Below are 19,619 nucleotides of genomic sequence, written 5' to 3'. Positions count from 1 at the left end.
GACCCGGGCAAGACCGCGCGCGGTGGGCCCGGCAGATGAGACGGGGTCGGCACGCGCCGCTTCCGAGGGAGAAACGGCCCCGAGCCAACGGGCGCAAGACGAACGGTATGGAGAGAGAGCGTCCCGATAGCCGCGAATTGTCTGGCACGCCCGATAGGGCGGGCAAAGCGTCGACGGGCGACGCCGAGACGGTCGCCACCGGGGCGGAAACGTCGGCAGGTCGCGGCCGCAGGGCGCGCACCGGGCTCTTGCTGGTTCTCAGCTTCCTGTTTCTCGGAATCGTGGCCGCCGGGGCCTTTCTCGTCATCACGCATCGCGCGGTCGCCGTACCGCAATGGGTTGTTTCCCGCATCGAGACACGCGCCAATGACGCGTTGCAGGGGCAGATGCGGGTTCGGCTATCCGGCGGGATCGATCTCTATATCGATGACGGGATCCGGCCGCGAATCCGGCTGAACACGGTGCGGCTCGAGCGGCCTTCGGGCCTGCCGATCGCGGTGTTGCCCGAGCTGCGCATGACGCTCTGGGCGGAGCCGCTGCTGCGCGGGCGGGTGGAGCCGCGTTCGTTCCGGCTGCGCGGGGCGAGCCTTTCGCTGCATCGCCTGCCCGATGGCAAGCTCGATCTCGATTTCGGCGGCGGCAATCGCTTCGCCAATATCGACCTGAACAATGCCTCCGATCTCATTGAGACCTTTGAAAAAACGCTCGAGGTTCCAGCGCTGTCCAAGCTGCAGCAGATCAGCGCCGAAGACCTGCAACTCCGGCTGATGGACGAGCGTCTCGACCGGCTCTGGAAGGTCAGCGACGGCAGGTTCAAACTGACGCAGAGCGATAGCGAAATCTCTGTCGCGCTTGGCTTCGATCTGGGTAGTGGTCGGGCGAAGCCGGCGCAGGTCGCCCTGTCGATGACCACGCAGAAGGCCAGCCGCGAAGCGAGTTTCGGGGCTGCCGTGACCGCGCTTCCGGCGCGCGATCTCGCGGTGCAGGCGCCGGCGCTCGCGGCGCTCGGCGTGCTCGATGCGCCGATCTCGGGGGCGCTGCGCTCCGGGCTGAACGACAAGGGCGAACTGACCGGGATGAACGCGATGCTCGAGATCGGGCGCGGCGCGATCCGGCCCAACGAGGGCGTGAAGCCGATCCCGATCGAGAATGGCAAGCTCTATCTCAGCTATGATCCGAAGCGGCAGCGCGTCGAGGTCTCGACGCTTTCGCTCAACAGCAGGGCATTGCGGCTGCGGGCGGCAGGCCACACCTATCTGCGCGATCTCGAGGGCGGCGTGCCGAGGGAGATCCTCGGCCAGATCGCGATTTCCGATCTGCAGCTCGACCCGGCGGGTCTGTTCGAGAGCCTTGTGCAATTCGCGCAAGGCGCGGTCGACTTCCGGCTCAACCTTGATCCGTTCCGCGTCGATATCGGGCAGCTGGAGCTGAACGATCAGGGCGACACAACGATTTCGGCGCGCGGCAAGGTCAGCGCCGAGAAGGACGGTTGGAAAGTCGCGCTCGATGCCGGGATCGACCAGATCGACCAGACCAAGCTGCTCGCGCTCTGGCCGCCGGCGGTGGTGCCGAAGACCCGCGAATGGCTCGAGAAGAACGTGACCACCGGCCAACTGCGCAATGCCCGCGTCGCGCTGCGGCTGGTGCCGGGGGCGCAGCCGAAACTGGCGCTTGGCTACGAGTTCCGGGGCGCGGATGTGCGGATCATCAACACCTTGCCGCCCGTTCAGCAGGGCCGTGGCTTTGCCACGATCATCGACACGCGTCAGGCGCTCAAGGTCGAGGAGGGGCATGTGACCGCGCCGTCGGGCGGCCGGATCGAGGTGACGGGCTCGTCGCTCATCGTGCCCGATATCCGCATCAAACCAGCCCCGGCGGAGGTCACGCTGATGACCCGCTCGCCGATCCCGGCGGCGCTGTCGCTGCTCGATCAGCCGCCTTTCGAGTTTCTCAGCAAGGCAGGCATGAGCACCGATATCGCGCAGGGTTGGGCCGAGGCGCGTTCGGTAATCCGGCTACCGCTTAAACCCAAGGTGCCGCAGGACGAGATCGGTTTCGATGTCACCGCCCGGCTGACCGAGGTGAAGACCGACACGCTGGTGCCCAACCGGACGCTGCGGGCCGATTTGCTGACGCTGAAGGCCGATCCCAAGGGGATGACGATTTCCGGCAAGGGGACACTGTCCGGTGTCGGGTTCGATGCAGCCTGGACGCAGAAATTCGGGCCGGAGCACAAGGGCCGCTCGGAGGTTGCAGGCACGGTCGATGTAAGCGCTGACGGGCTGGATCGTCTTGGGATTGCCTTGCCGAACGGTATGGTGGGCGGCGCGGGCAAAGGCCGTATCGCGCTCGATCTGCGCAAGGATCAGCCGACCGCCTTCACCTTCACCAGTGCGCTGCAGGGGGTGCGGTTGTCGATCCCGGAAATCGGGTGGAGCAAACCTGCGGGCAGCGCGGGCGATCTGAAGATTTCCGGCACGCTCGGCGCGCCACCCGATATCGACAGCTTGTCGCTGAGCGCGGCGGGGCTGAAGGCGCAGGGCGGGATCACGCTGAACAAGGGCGGCGGGCTGAACCGGGCGCGGTTCTCGCGCCTCAGCGTCGGCAACTGGTTCGACGGTAGCGTCGATCTGATAGGCCAGGGCAAGGCGCGCCCGCCGAAGGTGAGTGTCACCTCCGGCGATCTGAACCTCGCACAGGCGGATCTGGGCGGCAGCGGCGGCGCCGGCGCAGGCGGTGGGGGCGGCACGTCGATTAATGCTGCCCTCGACCGGGTGCAGATAACGGACGGCATCGCGCTCACCGGGTTTCGCGGCGATTTCAGTACGCGGGGCGGTCTGTCGGGCCGGTTCCAGGGACAGTTGAACGGCAGCGCGCCGATCGACGGCACGGTGATCCCCGCCGCGGGCGGGCGCGTCGCAGTCCGGGCGCAAACGCAAGATGCGGGACAGGCGCTGGCGGCAACCGGAATATTCACCAAGGCGCGCGGCGGGCAGGGCACGCTGGTGCTGACGCCGGTTGGGCGGAAAAGCTATGACGGCAAGCTCACCGTCGCGAACCTGCGGGTGAAGGACGCGCCGGTTCTGGCCTCACTGCTGTCGGCGGCCTCGGGCGTGGGGCTGCTGGAACAGCTGAGCGGCGAGGGCATCCTGTTCAGTTCCGTCGATGGCGCCTTCCGCTTGACGCCCAACGGGGTGAGTGTCACACGGGGCGCCGCCGTAGGGGCCTCCATGGGGGTGACGATGACGGGCAACTACTACCCGCAATCGAAGACGCTGAACATGAAGGGCGTGATCTCGCCTTTCTATCTCGTGAACGGGATCGGTCAGGTCATCTCGAAGGCGGGGGAAGGGCTCTTCGGCTTCAACTACTCGCTGCGCGGAAGCGCCGACGCGCCGAAGGTCTCGATCAACCCGCTGTCGGTTCTGGCGCCCGGCGGATTGCGTGAGTTGTTCCGGGCGGCGCCGCCCAAGGTGCTGAGCGAATAAGGCTGAAGATGAAGCTAGACGATTTTGATTTCGAGCTCCCCGAGGGGCTGATTGCGACGCGACCTGCGCGCCCGCGCGATGCGGCACGATTGTTGTTAGCCGAAGGCGATACAATTCATGATCGCCACGTGCGCGATCTGGTCGACATCTTCCGCCCCGGCGACCGGCTGGTGCTCAACAATACCAAGGTGATCCCGGCGCGGCTGGCGGGCACACGGACCCGGCAGAGCGCCCAGGGCGAGGTGGTCGCGAAGGTCGAGGTGACGCTTCTGGAGCCCGCACCGGGCGGCGAATGGTCCGCGCTGGCGAAGCCTTTGCGCAAGGTGAAGGAGGGTGAGGAGATCGTCTTCTCCGACGCGCTTTCGGCCAAGGTCGAGGCGATCGAGGACGGCCAGCTGCGGCTCAGCTTCAACCTCACGGGCGAGGATTTCGACGCGGCTCTGGCCGAGGCCGGAGCGATGCCGCTGCCGCCCTATATCGCGGCGCTGCGCGCCCCCGATGACGAGGACAAGCGCGACTATCAGACCGTCTTCGCCCGCCATTCCGGCGCGGTCGCGGCGCCCACGGCCAGCCTCCATTTCACCCGCGAGTTGCTGGAGGCGCTGGCCGCCAAGGGTGTGGAGTTCACTGAAGTCACGCTGCATGTCGGCGCGGGCACCTTCCTGCCGGTGAAGGTCGAGGACGTCACCACGCACAAGATGCATTCCGAATGGGGCGAGGTGAGCGAGCAGGCAGCGGCCGAGATCAACGCGACCAAGGCCGCAGGCGGCCGCGTCATTCCCGTCGGCACCACCGCGCTGCGCCTGATCGAGAGCGCCGCACTCGCCGAGGGCGGCGCGAAAGGCCATATCGTGCCCTTCCGGGACGCCACAGACATCTTCATCTATCCCGGCTTCGAGTTTCGCATCACCGACGCGCTGATGACGAATTTCCACTTGCCGAAATCGACGCTGCTGATGCTCGTCTCGGCCTTGATGGGGCAAGATCGCATACGCAAAATTTACGATCATGCGGTTAAGACGGGCTACCGTTTCTTCTCTTACGGCGATGCGTCGCTTCTAATTCCCTAGAGTCGCTTTCAGGGCTTGGAAATGTTGTCGCCGCGGACTAGATGCCGCGGGACGACGCAATCCAATTCAGGCCCCCGGGAGACCGATATGCTGTTAGTGCTGCGCCAGACATGGCCGCTTTTGCTGGGCATCATGCTCTTGATGGTCGGCAACGGGATGCAGGGCACGCTGCTCGGTATCCGCGGCAAGATCGAGGGCATCAACACCTTCTACATGTCGCTCGTGATGTCGGCCTATTTCGCGGGCTTCCTGTTCGGGTCGCGCATGGTGCCCGAGATGATCGCGCGCGTCGGTCACGTCCGCGTCTTCGCGGCGCTCGGCTCGCTGATCTCGGCGGTACTGATCCTCTACGCGGCTTTCCCGAACTGGCCTGCCTGGGTCGCTATGCGCGTGCTGATCGGCTTCTCCTTCTCGGGCGTGTATATCACGGCGGAAAGCTGGCTGAACGCGGGCTCGACCAACGAGACGCGCGGCCAGGCGCTGTCGCTCTACATGATCATGCAGATGTTCGGCATCGTCACGGCGCAGGCGCTGCTGAACGTGGGCGACCCGGCGGGGTATCTCCTCTTCGTGATCCCCTCGGTTCTGGTGTCGCTGTCCTTCACGCCGATTCTGCTCGCAGCCTCGCCCGCGCCCAGCTTCGAGACGATCCAGCGCATGACCTTCAAGCGGCTCTGGGAAGCCTCGCCGCTGGGCATGGTGGGGCTCTTCCTGCTGGGTGGAATCATCTCGGCGATGTTCGGCATGGCCTCGGTCTGGGGTACCGCCGAAGGGCTCGACGTGAAGCAGATTTCGGCCTTCGTGGCGGCGATCTACGTTGGCGGCCTCGTGCTGCAATATCCGATCGGCTGGGCTTCGGACCGAATGGACCGGCGCCGCGTGATCATGGGGGCGGCACTCGCGGGCGCGGTGGTGACGTTCACGATCTTCGCGCTCAACCCACCCTTCTGGGTGCTGCTGATCGGAGCGACGCTGATCGGCGGTGTGGCCAATCCGCTCTATTCGCTCTTGATCGCCTATACCAACGACTATCTCGATTCCTCCGACATGGCGGCCGCCTCTGCGGGGCTGATGTTCGTAAACGGGCTTGGCGCGGTGGCGGGGCCGCTGGTGACGGGCTGGCTGATGAGCGTCATGGGTCCGGGCGGGTTCTTCCTCTATATCGGTGTGCTCTGCGCCGCGATCGCTGGCTATGCAGTGTGGCGGATGACGCGCCGCGAAGCGCCTTCGGTGGACGAGACCGGCTCCTACACGCTGCTCTCGCCGACGGCGACCGCGGTGGCGGTCGAGGCGCGTCTGGAAGTCGCGCAGGAGGAGGCCGAAGCGGCCAGCGAAGAGGAAGCCGAGACCGAGGCCGCGAAGAACGAGGATGCCGCCGCCTGATGCAAGGCCCTTTGCCTGCCTCTGCGCTTGCCCTACCATGATCTGATGACAGCGGGGCAGGCACGGCAGGGGAGGGCCGTCACCATGGATCGCATCAACGAGATTATACGCTTCTGGCGTATCGAGGTCGGCGAGAAATACTGGTACCAGTCGAGCGAGCAGATCGACGCCGCGATCCGGCGTCGTTACGCGCCGCTCTGGCAGGTAGGCGCGCAAGGCGCGCTGACCGAATGGGAGCGCAACGCGCAGGGCGCGCTGGCGCTTCTGCTGCTACTCGACCAGTTCCCGCGCAACATGTTCCGAGACGATCCGCGCGCCTTCCAGACCGACCCGATGGCACGGCGCCATGCCGATCGCGCCATCGCCGAAGGGTTCGACCTGCAGATCGGGCCGCCGCTGCAGCAATTCTTCTACCTTCCTTTCATGCATTCCGAAGAGCTTGCCGATCAGGACCGGGCGGTGACCCTGTTCTCCGAGCGCTGGCGCTCTGAAGATAACCTGCGCCACGCGCTCGCACATCGTTCAGTGATCGAACGGTTCGGGCGCTTCCCTTGGCGCAATTCCGCGCTAGATCGCGAGACAACGCCCGAGGAACAGGCATTCATGGAGCAGGGCGGCTACCGCAAGGCGCTTGCGGATGCGGATGAGTTGAAGCTGTCCGCAAAATAGTTTAATGCCAAACCAGTTTCTGACCGGAGGGAAGACATGGCATCGAAAACCTACGACATGATCGTGATCGGGGCAGGGCCGGGGGGCTATGTCAGCGCCATCCGGGGCGCACAGCTGGGCCTCAAGGTCGCGATCGTGGAGCGCGAGCATCTGGGCGGCATCTGCCTGAACTGGGGCTGTATTCCCACAAAGGCGCTTCTGCGCTCGGCCGAGGTGTTCCACCTGATGGAGCGCGCGAAGGATTTCGGCCTCAGCGCCGAGAAGTTCGGCTACGATCTCGACGCGGTGGTGAAACGCTCGCGCGGGGTGGCCAAGCAGCTCGCTTCGGGCGTCGGCCACTTGCTCAAGAAGAACAAGGTCGATGTCGTGATGGGCACCGCGAAACTTGCCGGCAAGGGCAAGGTTTCGGTGAAAACCGACAAGGGTAGCGAAGAGTTGACCGCCAAGAATATCGTGCTGGCGACTGGCGCGCGGGCGCGCAATCTGCCGGGGCTCGAGGCCGACGGCAAGCGCGTCTGGTCCTACAAGCACGCGCTCAATCCGCCGCATGAGCCGAAGAAACTGCTGGTCATCGGCTCGGGCGCGATCGGTATCGAATTCGCCAGCTTCTTCAATACGCTCGGCGCCGAGACGACGGTCGTCGAGGTGATGGATCGCGTGCTGCCCGTCGAGGACGAGGAAATCTCGAAATTCGCCAAGAAGCAGTTCGAGAAACAGGGCATGACGATCCGCGAGAAGACCACGGTAACCAAGCTCGACCGCAAGGCCGACAAGGTGATCGCAACGCTCGACAAGGGCGGCAAGACCGAGACGCTGGAAGTCGACACTGTGATCTCCGCGGTCGGTATCGTCGGCAATGTCGAGGATCTGGGCCTTGAAGAGGCGGGCGTGAAGATCGACCGCACCCATGTCGTGACCGATGAATACTGCCGCACCGGCGTCGACGGGCTCTATGCCATCGGCGATATCGCGGGCGCACCGTGGCTCGCGCACAAGGCGAGCCATGAGGGCGTGATGGTGGCCGAGCTGATCGCGGGCAAGCACGCCCATCCGGTCAAGCCGGGCTCGATCGCGGGCTGCACCTATTGCCAGCCTCAGGTCGCCTCGGTCGGCATGACGGAAGCGAAGGCGAAAGAGGCGGGCTATGACATCAAGGTCGGCCGCTTCCCCTTCATCGGCAACGGCAAGGCGATCGCCTTGGGTGAGAGCGAGGGGCTGGTGAAGACCGTGTTTGACGCGAAGACCGGCGAATTGCTGGGCGCGCATATGGTCGGCGCGGAAGTGACCGAACTGATCCAGGGCTATGTCGTGGGGCGCCAGCTGGAGACCACCGAGGAAGACCTGATGAACACCGTCTTCCCTCACCCGACCCTGTCGGAGATGATGCACGAGTCGGTGCTCGACGCTTACGGGCGCGCGATCCACTTCTGATCGGATGTGCCGGGAAGTGCGAAAGGCCGGGGGGAACCCCGGCCTTTTTGTTTTGGTGATAAGGGGCGCGCCCGAGCCTCGGGTGGGCGCTGCGCGTCGCCTGTGGCCGGGCGGTTTATCCTGCAAGTCCGCAAGTCGGATGCGCCTGCGCTGACATCGTCAATGCGCCCTCCCGGGGGGAGCGTCAGGCGCGGCCCGGGGCTGGCCGCCCCGTGCTGGTCATGACCAAGGCCCGTTCTTGCCTTTCCGGCGCACCTTCGGCATCGAGCGCGCGCCGCTCCAATCGCCCGTAGCCGGCGCGGGGGCCGCGCGTTCCCGACGCGCACCCGTACCGCCCGCAAGCTGGCGCAGCGCTGCAACGCGGTTCTCGGTAGAGGGGTGGGTGGCGAACAGGTTATCCGCGCCGTGCCCGCTCAGCGGGTTGATGATGAACATATGCGCGGTCGCAGGATTGCGCTCGGCGGCGACATTCTCGACCCGGCGCGCGCCAGCCTCGATCCGCTGCAGCGCCGAGGCCAGCCAGAGAGGGTTGCCGCAGATCGCAGCCCCTTCCTTGTCGGCCGCATATTCGCGTGTGCGCGAGATCGCCATCTGGACCAGCGCCGCCGCCATCGGGGCGAGGAACATCATCGCCAGCGTGCCCATGATCCCCATCCGCTCGCGCGAGCCGCCGAAGAACAGGGCGAAATTTGCCAGCATCGAAATCGCACCGGCGAAGCTCGCCGTCACGGTCATGATCGCGGTGTCGCGGTGTTTGATATGGGCCAACTCGTGAGCGATCACGCCCGACAGCTCTTCGCGCGACAGGCTCTGCATCAGCCCGGCGGTTACCGCCACGGCGGCGTTCTCGGGGTTACGGCCAGTGGCGAAGGCATTGGGCTGCGGCGTGTCGATCAGGTAGACGGCGGGCATCGGCAGGTCGGCATTCTTGGCCAGTTGCCCGACCAGCGCGTTCAGCCCCGCGCGGTCGCCCGGCGCCACCAGATGCGCGTTATGCATCCGCAGCACCATTTTATCCGAATTCCACCACGAATAGACATTCATCCCGGCGGCGAAGATCAGCGCGATCACCATGCCGGTCGCACCACCCATCAGGTAGCCCAGCCCCATGAACAGCGCCGTCATCGCCGCCATCAGCATCGCAGTCTTGGCATAACCCATTGTCGGTCTCACCCTTTGATCGTTACGCATCCGATATAGGCACGCGCCACGCCCACGCAATTCCATCGGCTGCGCAAAACAAAAGGGGCCCCGGCGGGACCCCTTCAAAATCATGCGACACAGTGCGCGATCAGCGCTCGATCTCGCCGCCACCTGCGTGCCAGTCGCCCAGACCGCCGATGTTGTAGACTTCGGCGTAGCCCATCTGGACGAGCATCTGCGCCGCACCTGCCGAGCGCCCGCCCGAGGCGCAATAGAGCGCGACCGGCTTCGCGGGGTCGAGGTCGGGATGCTTCTCCGGGCTCGACGGGTCGGCCTTCATGCGGATCGTCGCGAGCGGGATATGAAGCGCGCCCTTGGCCTTGCCCGAGCTTTTCACTTCCATGCCCTCACGCACGTCGACCACGGTCAGCTCACCGGCTTTCGCCTTGGCGACGGCGTCCTGCGGGGCAATGCGCTCGACCCGGTTGCCACCGGAAGGGCGAAGAAAATTCAGCATGTCGTTACCTCTTGCATTCGCGTGACCCGCAGGCCCGTTTCCCGGTTCATGTGGCAAATACCGGACCGCTTTCAAGAGTGATAGCGCGAAACCCGTCGAAAATACATTCAAGAAATGGAATTTAATGCCTAATTGCCGCAATTTTGATCGGGCTGCGAGGCGTGCAAGCGGCGCGACGGATACGCGCGACATTGCCGCCATGCAGAAAGTTCACATTTCGTTCGCAGATTTGGATTGGAGACTCGCGGGGAAACACCTATCTAGGGCTGGTGATAAAGGGGGCGTGGATGGCTGAACTGAAGTTCATCGAAGTGCGCGGCGCGCGCGAGCACAATCTCAAGGGCGTGGATGTCGATATTCCGCGCGACCAGTTCGTGGTGATCACGGGGCTGTCGGGCTCCGGGAAATCCTCGCTGGCCTTCGACACGATCTATGCCGAAGGGCAGCGCCGCTATGTCGAAAGTCTGAGCGCCTATGCGCGCCAGTTCCTCGACATGATGGGCAAACCCGACGTCGATCACATCTCGGGTCTGTCGCCTGCGATCTCGATCGAGCAGAAGACGACATCGAAGAACCCGCGCTCCACCGTCGGCACCGTGACCGAAATCTACGACTACCTGCGTCTGCTCTACGCCCGCGCGGGCACGCCCTATTCGCCCGCCACCGGCGAGCCGATCGAGGCGCAGCAGGTGCAGGATATGGTCGATATCGTGATGCAGATGGAGGAGGGCACGCGCGGCTATCTGCTCGCCCCGATCGTGCGCGACCGCAAAGGCGAATATCGCAAGGAATTCATCGAGCTGCGCAAGCAAGGTTTCCAGCGCGTGAAGGTGAATGGCGAGTTCTACGAGCTGGAAGAACCGCCGACGCTCGACAAGAAATTCCGCCACAACATCGACGTGGTCGTGGATCGCGTCGTCGTGCGCGAGGGGATGGAGACGCGGCTGGCCGACAGTTTCCGCACCGCGCTCGACCTCGCCGACGGCATCGCGATCTTCGAGAGCGCGCCGCGCGAAGGCGAGGGGGAGCCCGAACGCACGACCTTCTCGGAAAACTTCGCCTGTCCGGTGTCGGGCTTCACGATCCCCGAGATCGAACCGCGCCTGTTCTCGTTCAACGCGCCGTTCGGGGCCTGTCCGGTCTGTGACGGCCTCGGCGTCGAACTGTTCTTCGACGAGCGCCTGATGGTGCCCGACGTGACGCTCTCGGTGCAGGGCGGGGCGCTGGCGCCCTGGGCGCGGACGAAATCCCCCTATTACACCCAGACGATCGAGGCGCTGTCGAAACATTACGGCTTCGATCCGAAAAAGCCGTGGAAGGATCTGCCGGAAAACGTGCAGGAGCTGTTCCTGCGCGGCTCGGGCGATGAAGAGATCAAGTTCCGCTTCGACGAGGGCGGCCGCGTCTACGAGGTCAGCCGCACCTTCGAGGGGATCATCCCGAACATGGAGCGCCGCTACCGCGAGACCGACTCTGCCTGGTCGCGCGAGGAGATGGAGCGCTATCAGAACAACCGTCCCTGCCATGCCTGCGGCGGCTACCGCCTGCGGCCCGAAGCGCTCGCCGTGAAGATCGGCGGCAAGCATGTGGGCCACGTGGTCGAGATGTCGATCAAGGAGGCCCATGAGTGGGTCGCCACCGTGCCGGGCAGCCTCTCGCACCAGAAGAACGAAATCGCGACGGCGATCCTCAAGGAAATCCGCGAACGCCTCGGCTTCCTCGTGAATGTGGGTCTCGATTACCTGACCATGAGCCGCGCGGCGGGCACTCTGTCGGGCGGCGAGAGCCAGCGGATCCGGCTGGCCTCGCAGATCGGTTCGGGCCTGACGGGCGTGCTCTACGTGCTCGACGAGCCGTCGATCGGCCTGCACCAGCGCGACAACGACCGCCTCCTCCAGACGCTGAAAAACCTGCGCGATCAGGGCAATACGGTGATCGTGGTGGAGCATGACGAGGATGCGATCCGCCATGCCGATTACGTCTTCGATATCGGCCCGGGCGCCGGCGTGCATGGCGGTCAGGTCGTTTCGCGCGGCACGCCCGAAGAGATCGCCGCCGATCCGGCGTCGTTGACCGGGCAGTACCTGTCCGGCACGCGCGAGATCGCGGTCCCGACCGAGCGGCGCAAGGGCAACAAGAAGAAGCTCAAGGTCGTGGGTGCGACCGGCAACAACCTCAAGAACGTCACGGCCGAGTTCCCGCTCGGCAAGTTCGTTTGCGTGACCGGCGTTTCGGGCGGGGGCAAGTCCACGCTCACCATCGAGACCCTGTTCAAGACCGCCTCGATGCGGCTCAACGGTGCGCGTCAGACGCCCGCGCCCTGCGATACGATCAAGGGGTTGGAGCATCTCGACAAGGTCATCGACATCGACCAGCGCCCGATCGGGCGCACGCCGCGCTCGAACCCGGCGACCTATACCGGCGCCTTCACCCCGATCCGCGACTGGTTCGCCGGTCTGCCGGAGGCGAAGGCGCGCGGCTACAAGCCGGGGCGGTTCTCCTTCAACGTGAAGGGCGGGCGCTGCGAGGCCTGCCAGGGCGACGGCGTGATCAAGATCGAGATGCACTTCCTGCCCGACGTCTATGTCGAATGCGAGACCTGCAAGGGCAAGCGCTACAACCGCGAGACGCTGGAGATCCAGTATAAGGGCAAGTCCATCGCGGATGTGCTCGACATGACGGTCGAGGACGCGCAGGAGTTCTTCAAGGCGGTGCCCTCGATCCGCGAGAAGATGGACGCGCTGATGGAGGTGGGCCTTGGCTATATCAAGGTCGGCCAACAGGCAACGACGCTGTCAGGCGGCGAGGCGCAGCGGGTGAAGCTGTCCAAGGAACTGTCGAAACGCGCCACAGGTCGCACTTTGTACATTCTCGACGAGCCGACGACCGGTCTGCACTTCGAAGATGTTCGAAAACTGCTGGAGGTGCTGCACAGCCTCGTGGAGCAGGGCAACACCGTCGTGGTGATCGAGCACAATCTCGACGTCATCAAGACGGCCGATCATATCATCGATATCGGCCCCGAGGGCGGCGATGGCGGCGGCGAGATCGTGGCGGTCGGCACGCCGGAAGAAGTGGCCACCAACCCGCGCAGCCATACCGGCCATTACCTTGCGCAGATGCTGGGAGTGAAGGTCGCGGCGGAGTGATCCGCCGCGCTCTGGACGCGGGCGCGCGGGCTCAGCGCCGCGCGGTGCGGCCGATGACTTCCATGACCTTGTGGTCTTCCGCGCCGACTTTGTAGATCACGCCGCGCACGTTGTAGTAGCGCCAGGCGCCGGTCACGATCGGCAGATCGTAGCGGCGCAGGTTCAGGATCATCGAGTGCTGATAGACTGGAAACACATCGCCGACGCTGAACTCGGGCTCCATCTGACCCTGCAGTACCCAGCGTGACGTGCCATTGGTCGTGGCGACCTTGCAGAACGTGTCGCCCGTCGTGAGCGTCTTGCACTCCGGCGCGGCCTTTGCGGAAGCTTTGGCTTCCTGCGCTGCGGGGCTACCCATGTCGATCTTTCCACCGCGCATTACCTGAACCCCTTGCGCCGATCCTTCGGCAGAGGCGAGGGCGGGCAGGGCGCAGGTCAGCGCAATTAGGGCGAGCGGGCGCATCACGATCCTCATCTTGAAAGCCTATCCACGCGCGTGTCATCGGGCAACGAAATTGAGAATCGATACATCTTTCTGTCCTCCAACCTTTCGAGGACAATAAAAAACGGGCGGAGTGGTTCCGCCCGTTTTTCAATTTCCGTCTGGACTGTGGCTCAGAAGCCGACAATGTCCGTGGCCTTGCCGACCTGGGCGAGCACTTCGCCGCTCTCGGGGCTGACTTCGTAGATGTAGCCGAACGAGCGCCAGTAGGTCGCGTCAGCCTTCAGGCCGAACGCGGCGGGCTGGCGGAGGCGAACGTGGTTCTCGGTGATCTGCTGGCCAACTTGCCAAAGCAGGTCGTTGCGAACCGAGGGCTTCTGATCATGCGACTGGTTCGCGACCGAGACGCTTGCTGCCATTTTCGAACCTGCGGCGCTCATCGGACCATCTGCGAGAGCTGCCATCGGGGTAAAAGCTGCGCCGATCACCGCGATCAGCGCGACACGGGGGAGATAAGTCATGCGCGTTTTCCTTTCGTCTTGAGGGACCAAATGCCGCATTGCGGCGAAAAGGTCCATTGCAGATTCCGCATTGCCGCCATGCGTAGAAGCGAAAGCTGTTGCGCGCTGTAAGATGCTGTTATTGCTTAATAAAAAATTACGATATTTCCGTGTCAAATCACAAAGGCCTCCACTTTACGTGAAGGCCTCGTGTTCAGATGCGGCGCTATGTCGCGGTTGACGCTGCGTCTGCGAAGTCAGTAGCCGAGGATCGAACGCGCGAGTCCGATCAGAGCGAGCACTTCGCCGGTCTGGCGGTCGACCTGATAGACGTAGCCGTTGGAGCGCCAATAGGTGCGATTGTCGTTCAGGCCGTAGCGGTTCGGGTCGCGGATCAGGACGTAGTCGCCGGTGATCCGGTCACCGCGGCGCCAACGGCGCTCCGCGTCCCGCCATTCGTCGTCGCGCTCGTCGTCGTGGCGATAGCTCTTCTTGGCGAGACCGGGCGGACGGCAGCCATTGTTCTTCTTGGCCAGTCCGGGCGGGCAGCCCCTGTAATCGCGCTCTGCGTGGCCGCGGTCGTTCTTCCATTTGCCGTGGCCATGGCCGTCAGCAAGGGCGGCCCCGGGCAGAAGGCTCGCCCCGAGGGCAGCGGCGAGGGTAAGCTGGGTCAGGTGTTTCATGTGACCTCTCCTTTCCTGACGCGCTCATGCGCGTGTTGGGATATAAATGAACGTAGCTGGCCAGCCGTTCCATCGCGAAATCGGGCTTTATCCACGCGCAACCCTCTCACAAGCAAGACCCCGCCGAAGACGCGTGGTCATTCGGCGGGGTCCGGCTCGCCCTCGGGGCGAAATCAGGCTTCTGGGGTTACTTCTTACAGGTATTGACGCCAAGCATCGAGTAGAGCGGGCAGGTGCCCAGCAACCCGGTCCCGAGCGGAATCAGCCCCACCCAGAAAAGCCAGCGATAGGGGCCGGGCGGGGTCATGAAGAAGGCGATGATCAGGGCCAGCCCGACCACGATGCGCAGAGTGCGGTCGATGCCGCCGACATTGTTCTTGAACATTCAAAGCCCTTTCCGTGGCGCAGCTTCCTTGCAACTTGATACTGTTACGCGAACTCAGGCGGCAAGGATTAACTGCGGGAGGCGCGGTGACGCGCCTCCACTCGGAATTCAGGTGCGGCTGCGCTTTTCGAAACGCGGCAGCATGGCCGAGAAGTCGCGGCCCTTGCCGCCTTCGGTTTCCACGAAGGCCGAATAGAGCGCGGCGGCCAGCTTGCCCATCGGCGTGTCGGCATCGGCGCTCTCGGCGGCCTGCTGGCTCAGCCGCAGGTCCTTGAGCATCAGCTCGGCGGCGAAGCCCGGCTTGTAATCGTTGTCGGCGGGCGATTGCGGGCCGACGCCCGGCGCCGGGCAATAGGTGTTCATCGACCAGCTCTGACCCGAGGAGGTCGAGACCACGTCGAACATCTTCTCGCGGTCGAGGCCCAGCTTGTCGGCCAACGCGAAGGCTTCGCAGGTCGCGATCATCGTCACGCCGAGGATCATGTTGTTGCAGATCTTGGCCGCCTGACCCGCGCCCGCTTCGCCGCAATGCACGGCCTTCTGGCCCATCACGTCGAAGAGGGGCTTCACGATCTCGAAGCTTTTCGCGTCACCACCCACCATGAAGGTCAGCGTGCCGTTGGTCGCGCCGCCCACGCCACCGGAGACAGGCGCGTCGAGCGAACCGAGGCCGCGCTCTGCCGCCATCGCCGCGACCGCTTTCGCGCTGTCGACATCGACCGTCGAGCAATCGCACAGCACCGCATCTTCCTGCATCGCCGGGATCACTTCCTTCGCGACGTCGCGCAGGATCTGGCCGTTGGGGAGCATGGTGATGACGACCTCGGCCTCCTGCGCCGCCGCCGCTGCGGTCGTCGCCCGACCCACGCCCTCGGGCGGCGGGGCGGTGAGGTCGAAGCCGATCACTTTGTGACCCGCAGCGACCAGATTGGCCGCCATGGGCCCACCCATGTTTCCAAGCCCGATGAATGCGATTTTCATGTCGTCTCCTCCCAGATGGCCCATTCGGGGCCGAGCGGCTCCAGCATCTGCGCGACCGCCTCTTCCGGCAGCGCATCCAGAGCATATTTCCATTGCGGATTGCGATCCTTGTCTATGATCTGCGCCCGCACGCCCTCAAGAAAATCACCTAGCTCCGCCGCACGCCAGGTAAAGCGGAACTCATGGGTGAGGGCGGCGCGGATCGTGTTCTCGGCGCGGGTCATGCGGATCAGGCGCAGCGTCGCCTCCATCGACAGCGCGGAGTTGCGCAGCACCGTCTTGTAGGTCTTCTCGGCGAACTCGCTGCCCGAAGTCTCGAGCTTGGCGACGATCGCGCTGAGGTTCTCGGCCCAGAAGATGCGGTCGATCTCGGGGCGCAGGCCCTCGAGCTTGCCAGGTTCGGGCGGGGTGCGCGGATGGGGCAGGGTGTCGATATTGCCGGTCTCGATGAGCCGGGTCTTCAACTCCTCCCAATCGGCCTCGGGCACGAACATATCGGCGAACCCGGCATAGAGCGCGTCGGTTGCGTTCATTCGCGCCCCCGTGAGGCCGAGATATTCGCCCACGTGGCCTGGCGCGCGCGCCAGCAAGAGCGTGCCGCCCACGTCCGGGATCAGCCCGATCCCGCTTTCCGGCATCGCGACCTGCGTGCTTTCGCCCACGATCCGGTGGCTGGCATGGCCGCCGACGCCGACGCCGCCGCCCATCACGAAGCCCTGCATGAAGGCGACGATGGGCTTGGGATATTCCGCGATCTTTGCGTTCATCCGGTATTCGTCGCGCCAGAAGTCGCGTCCCGGCGCATAATCGCCAGCGATCCCGGCCCGGTACACGGCGGCGATGTCGCCGCCCGAGCAGAAGGCGCGATCACCCGCTGCGTCGATCACGACAAGATCGACCTCCGGGTCGTCGCGCCATGCGTCGAGCGCCGCCTCGATCGCCATGGCCATCTCGTGATCGAGCGCGTTGAGCGCCTTGGGTCGATTGAAGGTCAGCCGTCCGGCGTGGCCTTCCTTTCTCGCGATCATCGTTTCTTCGGTCATCCACGCTCCGCCAGCATCGCGCGGCTGACGATCAGCCGCATGATTTCATTCGTGCCTTCAAGGATCTGGTGCACGCGCAGGTCGCGCACGATCTTCTCGATCCCGTAATCGGCAAGATAGCCGTAACCACCATGCAATTGCAGGCATTGGTTTGCCACATCGAATGAGGCATCCGTCACATAGAGTTTAGCCATGGCGCAGAACTTCGTCGCATCATGGGTCTTGTTGTCGAGCTTCCATGCCGCCTGACGCAGGAAGGTGCGCGCGGATTCCAGCTTCACCTCCATATCGGCGAGGCGGAATTGCAGCGCCTGGAACTGGTCGAGCGATTTACCGAAGGCCTTGCGCTCGCCCATATAGGCCAGCGTCTTGTTGAGCGCGGCCTGCGCGCCGCCCAGGGCGGAGGCCGCGATATTCAGACGCCCGCCATCGAGACCCGCCATCGCATAAGTGAAGCCTTTGCCCTCTTCGCCCAGCAGGTTCTCCGCCGGAATGTGGCAATCGTCGAATTGCACCTGCGCGGTCGGCTGGGCTTTCCAGCCCATCTTGCGCTCGAGCCCGCCGAAGCTGAGCCCCTTTGCACCGTCCTCGACCACGACCGTCGAGATGCCCTTGGGCCCCGGATCGCCGGTGCGGACCATGGTCACATAGACATCCGAATAGCCGCCGCCCGAGATGAACGCCTTGGTGCCGTTCAGGACCCAGCCCTCGTTCGAGCGCTCGGCCTTGGTCCGCAGCGCCGCTGCGTCCGAGCCCGAACCCGGCTCGGTCAGGCAGTAGGAGAAGACCTTTTTCATGCTGACCAGATCGGGCAGCCAGCGCGCCTTGTCCTCGTCCGAGCCGAACTTGTCGATCATGCCGCCGCACATGTTGTGGATCGACAGGAACGAGCCCACGGCGGGGCAGGACATCGCGAGCGCCTCGAAGACGAGCGTGGCATCGAGGCGCGACAGGCCCGATCCGCCATAGTCTTCGGAGACGTAGATGCCGCCCAGACCCAGCTCGGCCACTTTCGGCCAGAGCTCTTTCGGGATCGTGCCAGCCTCTTCCCACGCGTCCGCATGGGGGGCGATCTCGTCCTGCCCGAAGGCATAAGCCATGTCGAAAATGGCCTGCTGTTCCTCGCTGAGCGCGTAATCCATGAAACTCCTCCCCGAGCTCACTTTCGGTAAAGGCTCGACCTCAACCGGATGAATTGAACACCCGTTTAATTTCGAATCCTTGCGAGAGTTTTGCAAGGGGGAGCTTGTGCAAGTGCAAGCGTGCCGTCAGCCCGTCAGATAATCCGAGATCACCGAGTGCGACCCGCGTGCCCAGACGTCATTGAGAAGCGCGGTGAATTTCGCCACGACCTCGGCATTCTCGGCCAGATCGCCGTAGATCTCGGACATCTCCAGCCACGCGGCGGGACGCTCCTTCGCCAGCTTCGACTGCGCGACGAGGCGATCCCAATTCGGATCGTTCGGCGCGATCTCGGCGCCGGTCTCGCTGGTGCCGTAGCAATAGCGGCACCAGAGCGCGCTCTCGAGGATCAGTCCGGTGCAATCCCGGCCCTGAGCGAGGCAATCGCTGATCGAGGTGATGATGAACTTCGGTTGCCGGTTCGAGCCGTCATGGCACAGGCGGCGGATCGTGTCGGCCACTTCCGGGTTCGAGAAGCGGCTCAAGATCAGCTGCTTGTAATCGTTCAGGTCGGTGTCGGGCACCGGCGGCACGATGGGCAGGATCTCGGTCGTCTCGATCTTGTCGAGATAGGCGCGGATCTGATCGTCGGCCATCGCCTCATGCGCGTATTCGATGTCCCGCAGGCCTGCGGCATAGGCGATGATCGCGTGCCCGCCATTGAGGATACGGATCTTCATCGTCTCGAACCGGTCGACCGCATCGGTGAAGGTCACGCCGACTTTCTCCAGCGCGGGGCGGCCTGCCGGGAAATTGTCCTCCATCACCCATTGCCGGAAGGGCTCGCAGGTGACGGGGGCGGCGTCCTCGATCCCGAAGCTTTGGGCCAGCGCACGCTCGCGCGGGCCGGTGGCGGGGGTGATCCGGTCCACCATCGAGTTCGGAAAGGCGACATTGGCCTTTATCCATGCGCTTAGCTCCGGATCGGAGAGTTCCGCCAGTCCGCAAACCGCGTCGCGCGTGACATGGCCGTTATGGGGGACGTTATCGCAACACATCACGGTGAAGGGCGGCACGCCCGAGGCTCGGCGCGCCTTCAGCGCGGCGATGATCGCGCCGAACGCGGTCTCGGGATGGTTCGGATTGGCCGCATCGGCCTGAATGTCGGGATGGGTCGGGCTGAACGTGCCGGTCTTCGGGTCGATGTAATAGCCGCCCTCGGTCACGGTAAGCGACACGATCCGAACGCTGGGCTGCGACATGGCGGCGATCAGCGGCGCATTTCCGGAGGCCACTTCGGCAAAACCAACCATCGAGCCTATCACGCGGGCCGATTTCGCCGCCGGGTCCAGTTCGATCACGCTATAAAGCCCGTCCTGTGCTAGAACCGCATCGCGCATCTTCGCATCGCCCGGTCGAACGCCCGCGCCCATGAGCGCCCAGTCATGGCCTTCGCCCAAATTGAACAGATCGTCGAGATAGACCGCCTGATGCGCCCGGTGGAAATTGCCGCAGCCGATGTGAACGATGCCGGGGGTGAGCGCTGCGCGGTCGTAACCGGGGCGCGCCACGTCTGCGGGAAGCTCGGAGAGGGTGTCGTTGGAAAGTGTCAT

The 19,619-nt window shown here is 64.4% G+C and carries 16 protein-coding genes; 6 read left to right on the top strand and 10 right to left on the bottom strand.

Features of this window, described 5'->3' with window-relative positions:
• The first annotated feature begins 107 nt into the window (after positions 1-107).
• The 5 genes from DEM26_RS11295 to lpdA all read left to right on the top strand — a co-directional run bounded on the left by DEM26_RS11295 (position 108) and on the right by lpdA (position 8,041).
• On the top strand, positions 108-3,488 hold the full coding sequence (locus tag DEM26_RS11295) for an AsmA-like C-terminal region-containing protein (RefSeq protein ID WP_158275116.1): 3,381 nt from the start codon (positions 108-110) through the stop codon (positions 3,486-3,488).
• 8 nt (positions 3,489-3,496) lie between these two features.
• Complete coding sequence (gene queA / locus DEM26_RS11290) at positions 3,497-4,558, top strand: tRNA preQ1(34) S-adenosylmethionine ribosyltransferase-isomerase QueA (protein ID WP_109172430.1); 1,062 nt, start codon at positions 3,497-3,499, stop codon at positions 4,556-4,558.
• Positions 4,559-4,645: 87 nt separating this feature from the next.
• Positions 4,646-5,941, top strand: a complete 1,296-nt coding sequence (locus tag DEM26_RS11285) for an MFS transporter (RefSeq protein WP_075774589.1) — start codon at positions 4,646-4,648, stop codon at positions 5,939-5,941.
• An 84-nt stretch (positions 5,942-6,025) separates the two neighbouring features.
• Entirely contained in the window at positions 6,026-6,610 is a 585-nt protein-coding gene (locus DEM26_RS11280; protein WP_075774590.1) for a DUF924 family protein, read from the top strand.
• Between the two features lie 36 nt (positions 6,611-6,646).
• A complete protein-coding gene (gene lpdA / locus DEM26_RS11275; RefSeq protein WP_075774591.1) occupies positions 6,647-8,041 on the top strand; it encodes a dihydrolipoyl dehydrogenase in 1,395 nt (464 codons plus the stop codon).
• A gap of 219 nt (positions 8,042-8,260) precedes the next feature.
• On the opposite strand, the gene htpX is transcribed toward lpdA, so the two are convergent.
• Entirely contained in the window at positions 8,261-9,202 is a 942-nt protein-coding gene (gene htpX / locus DEM26_RS11270) for a zinc metalloprotease HtpX (RefSeq protein WP_109172429.1), read from the bottom strand.
• A 130-nt stretch (positions 9,203-9,332) separates the two neighbouring features.
• Positions 9,333-9,701 carry a rhodanese-like domain-containing protein gene (locus DEM26_RS11265; RefSeq protein ID WP_075774593.1) on the bottom strand — a complete coding sequence of 123 codons (369 nt, stop codon included), beginning with the start codon at positions 9,699-9,701 and terminating at the stop codon, positions 9,333-9,335.
• 287 nt (positions 9,702-9,988) lie between these two features.
• On the opposite strand from DEM26_RS11265, the gene uvrA reads away from it, so the two are divergent.
• On the top strand, positions 9,989-12,850 hold the full coding sequence (uvrA, locus tag DEM26_RS11260; protein WP_075774594.1) for an excinuclease ABC subunit UvrA: 2,862 nt from the start codon (positions 9,989-9,991) through the stop codon (positions 12,848-12,850).
• Between the two features lie 31 nt (positions 12,851-12,881).
• Here uvrA and DEM26_RS11255 read toward each other — a convergent pair whose 3' ends face one another.
• From DEM26_RS11255 to DEM26_RS11220, 8 genes are all read right to left on the bottom strand, one after another.
• Complete coding sequence (locus DEM26_RS11255) at positions 12,882-13,313, bottom strand: hypothetical protein (RefSeq protein ID WP_075774595.1); 432 nt, start codon at positions 13,311-13,313, stop codon at positions 12,882-12,884.
• Positions 13,314-13,465: 152 nt separating this feature from the next.
• Positions 13,466-13,813 carry a hypothetical protein gene (locus DEM26_RS11250; RefSeq protein WP_075774596.1) on the bottom strand — a complete coding sequence of 116 codons (348 nt, stop codon included), beginning with the start codon at positions 13,811-13,813 and terminating at the stop codon, positions 13,466-13,468.
• Between the two features lie 236 nt (positions 13,814-14,049).
• Positions 14,050-14,475, bottom strand: a complete 426-nt coding sequence (locus tag DEM26_RS11245) for a hypothetical protein (RefSeq protein ID WP_075774597.1) — start codon at positions 14,473-14,475, stop codon at positions 14,050-14,052.
• A 187-nt stretch (positions 14,476-14,662) separates the two neighbouring features.
• Entirely contained in the window at positions 14,663-14,860 is a 198-nt protein-coding gene (locus DEM26_RS11240; RefSeq protein ID WP_075774598.1) for a YgaP family membrane protein, read from the bottom strand.
• Between the two features lie 108 nt (positions 14,861-14,968).
• Positions 14,969-15,841 (bottom strand): 3-hydroxyisobutyrate dehydrogenase, encoded by an 873-nt coding sequence (gene mmsB / locus DEM26_RS11235; RefSeq protein WP_075774599.1) that lies wholly within the window; start codon positions 15,839-15,841, stop codon positions 14,969-14,971.
• Positions 15,838-16,884, bottom strand: a complete 1,047-nt coding sequence (locus DEM26_RS11230) for an enoyl-CoA hydratase/isomerase family protein (protein WP_075774600.1) — start codon at positions 16,882-16,884, stop codon at positions 15,838-15,840. Before DEM26_RS11230 ends, mmsB begins: the two co-directional genes overlap by 4 nt.
• A complete protein-coding gene (locus DEM26_RS11225; protein WP_109172428.1) occupies positions 16,881-18,026 on the bottom strand; it encodes an acyl-CoA dehydrogenase family protein in 1,146 nt (381 codons plus the stop codon). Before DEM26_RS11225 ends, DEM26_RS11230 begins: the two co-directional genes overlap by 4 nt.
• 126 nt (positions 18,027-18,152) lie before the next feature.
• The gene (locus DEM26_RS11220; protein ID WP_109172427.1) at positions 18,153-19,619 is read right to left on the bottom strand and encodes a mannitol dehydrogenase family protein; all 1,467 of its coding nucleotides are present in this window, start codon (positions 19,617-19,619) and stop codon (positions 18,153-18,155) included.

The sequence above is a fragment of the Thioclava sp. NG1 genome, from assembly GCF_003122275.1.
GTDB classification, from domain to species: domain Bacteria; phylum Pseudomonadota; class Alphaproteobacteria; order Rhodobacterales; family Rhodobacteraceae; genus Thioclava; species Thioclava nitratireducens.
Note: the sequence above shows the minus strand (reverse complement) of the source record. Positions and strands in the feature narration are given on the sequence as shown.

Excerpts from the sequence above, each read along its gene's own strand:
- DEM26_RS11280 (WP_075774590.1), top strand. The coding sequence starts at position 6,026 with ATGGATCGCATCAACGAGATTATACGCTTCTGGCGTATCGAGGTCGGC.
- DEM26_RS11255 (WP_075774595.1), bottom strand. The coding sequence starts at position 13,313 with ATGCGCCCGCTCGCCCTAATTGCGCTGACCTGCGCCCTGCCCGCCCTC.
- DEM26_RS11265 (WP_075774593.1), bottom strand. The coding sequence starts at position 9,701 with ATGCTGAATTTTCTTCGCCCTTCCGGTGGCAACCGGGTCGAGCGCATT.
- DEM26_RS11240 (WP_075774598.1), bottom strand. The coding sequence starts at position 14,860 with ATGTTCAAGAACAATGTCGGCGGCATCGACCGCACTCTGCGCATCGTG.
- DEM26_RS11220 (WP_109172427.1), bottom strand. The coding sequence starts at position 19,619 with ATGACACTTTCCAACGACACCCTCTCCGAGCTTCCCGCAGACGTGGCG.
- DEM26_RS11250 (WP_075774596.1), bottom strand. The coding sequence starts at position 13,813 with ATGACTTATCTCCCCCGTGTCGCGCTGATCGCGGTGATCGGCGCAGCT.
- DEM26_RS11225 (WP_109172428.1), bottom strand. The coding sequence starts at position 18,026 with ATGGATTACGCGCTCAGCGAGGAACAGCAGGCCATTTTCGACATGGCT.
- DEM26_RS11245 (WP_075774597.1), bottom strand. The coding sequence starts at position 14,475 with ATGAAACACCTGACCCAGCTTACCCTCGCCGCTGCCCTCGGGGCGAGC.
- DEM26_RS11295 (WP_158275116.1), top strand. The coding sequence starts at position 108 with ATGGAGAGAGAGCGTCCCGATAGCCGCGAATTGTCTGGCACGCCCGAT.
- lpdA (WP_075774591.1), top strand. The coding sequence starts at position 6,647 with ATGGCATCGAAAACCTACGACATGATCGTGATCGGGGCAGGGCCGGGG.
- htpX (WP_109172429.1), bottom strand. The coding sequence starts at position 9,202 with ATGGGTTATGCCAAGACTGCGATGCTGATGGCGGCGATGACGGCGCTG.
- uvrA (WP_075774594.1), top strand. The coding sequence starts at position 9,989 with ATGGCTGAACTGAAGTTCATCGAAGTGCGCGGCGCGCGCGAGCACAAT.
- DEM26_RS11285 (WP_075774589.1), top strand. The coding sequence starts at position 4,646 with ATGCTGTTAGTGCTGCGCCAGACATGGCCGCTTTTGCTGGGCATCATG.
- queA (WP_109172430.1), top strand. The coding sequence starts at position 3,497 with ATGAAGCTAGACGATTTTGATTTCGAGCTCCCCGAGGGGCTGATTGCG.
- mmsB (WP_075774599.1), bottom strand. The coding sequence starts at position 15,841 with ATGAAAATCGCATTCATCGGGCTTGGAAACATGGGTGGGCCCATGGCG.
- DEM26_RS11230 (WP_075774600.1), bottom strand. The coding sequence starts at position 16,884 with ATGACCGAAGAAACGATGATCGCGAGAAAGGAAGGCCACGCCGGACGG.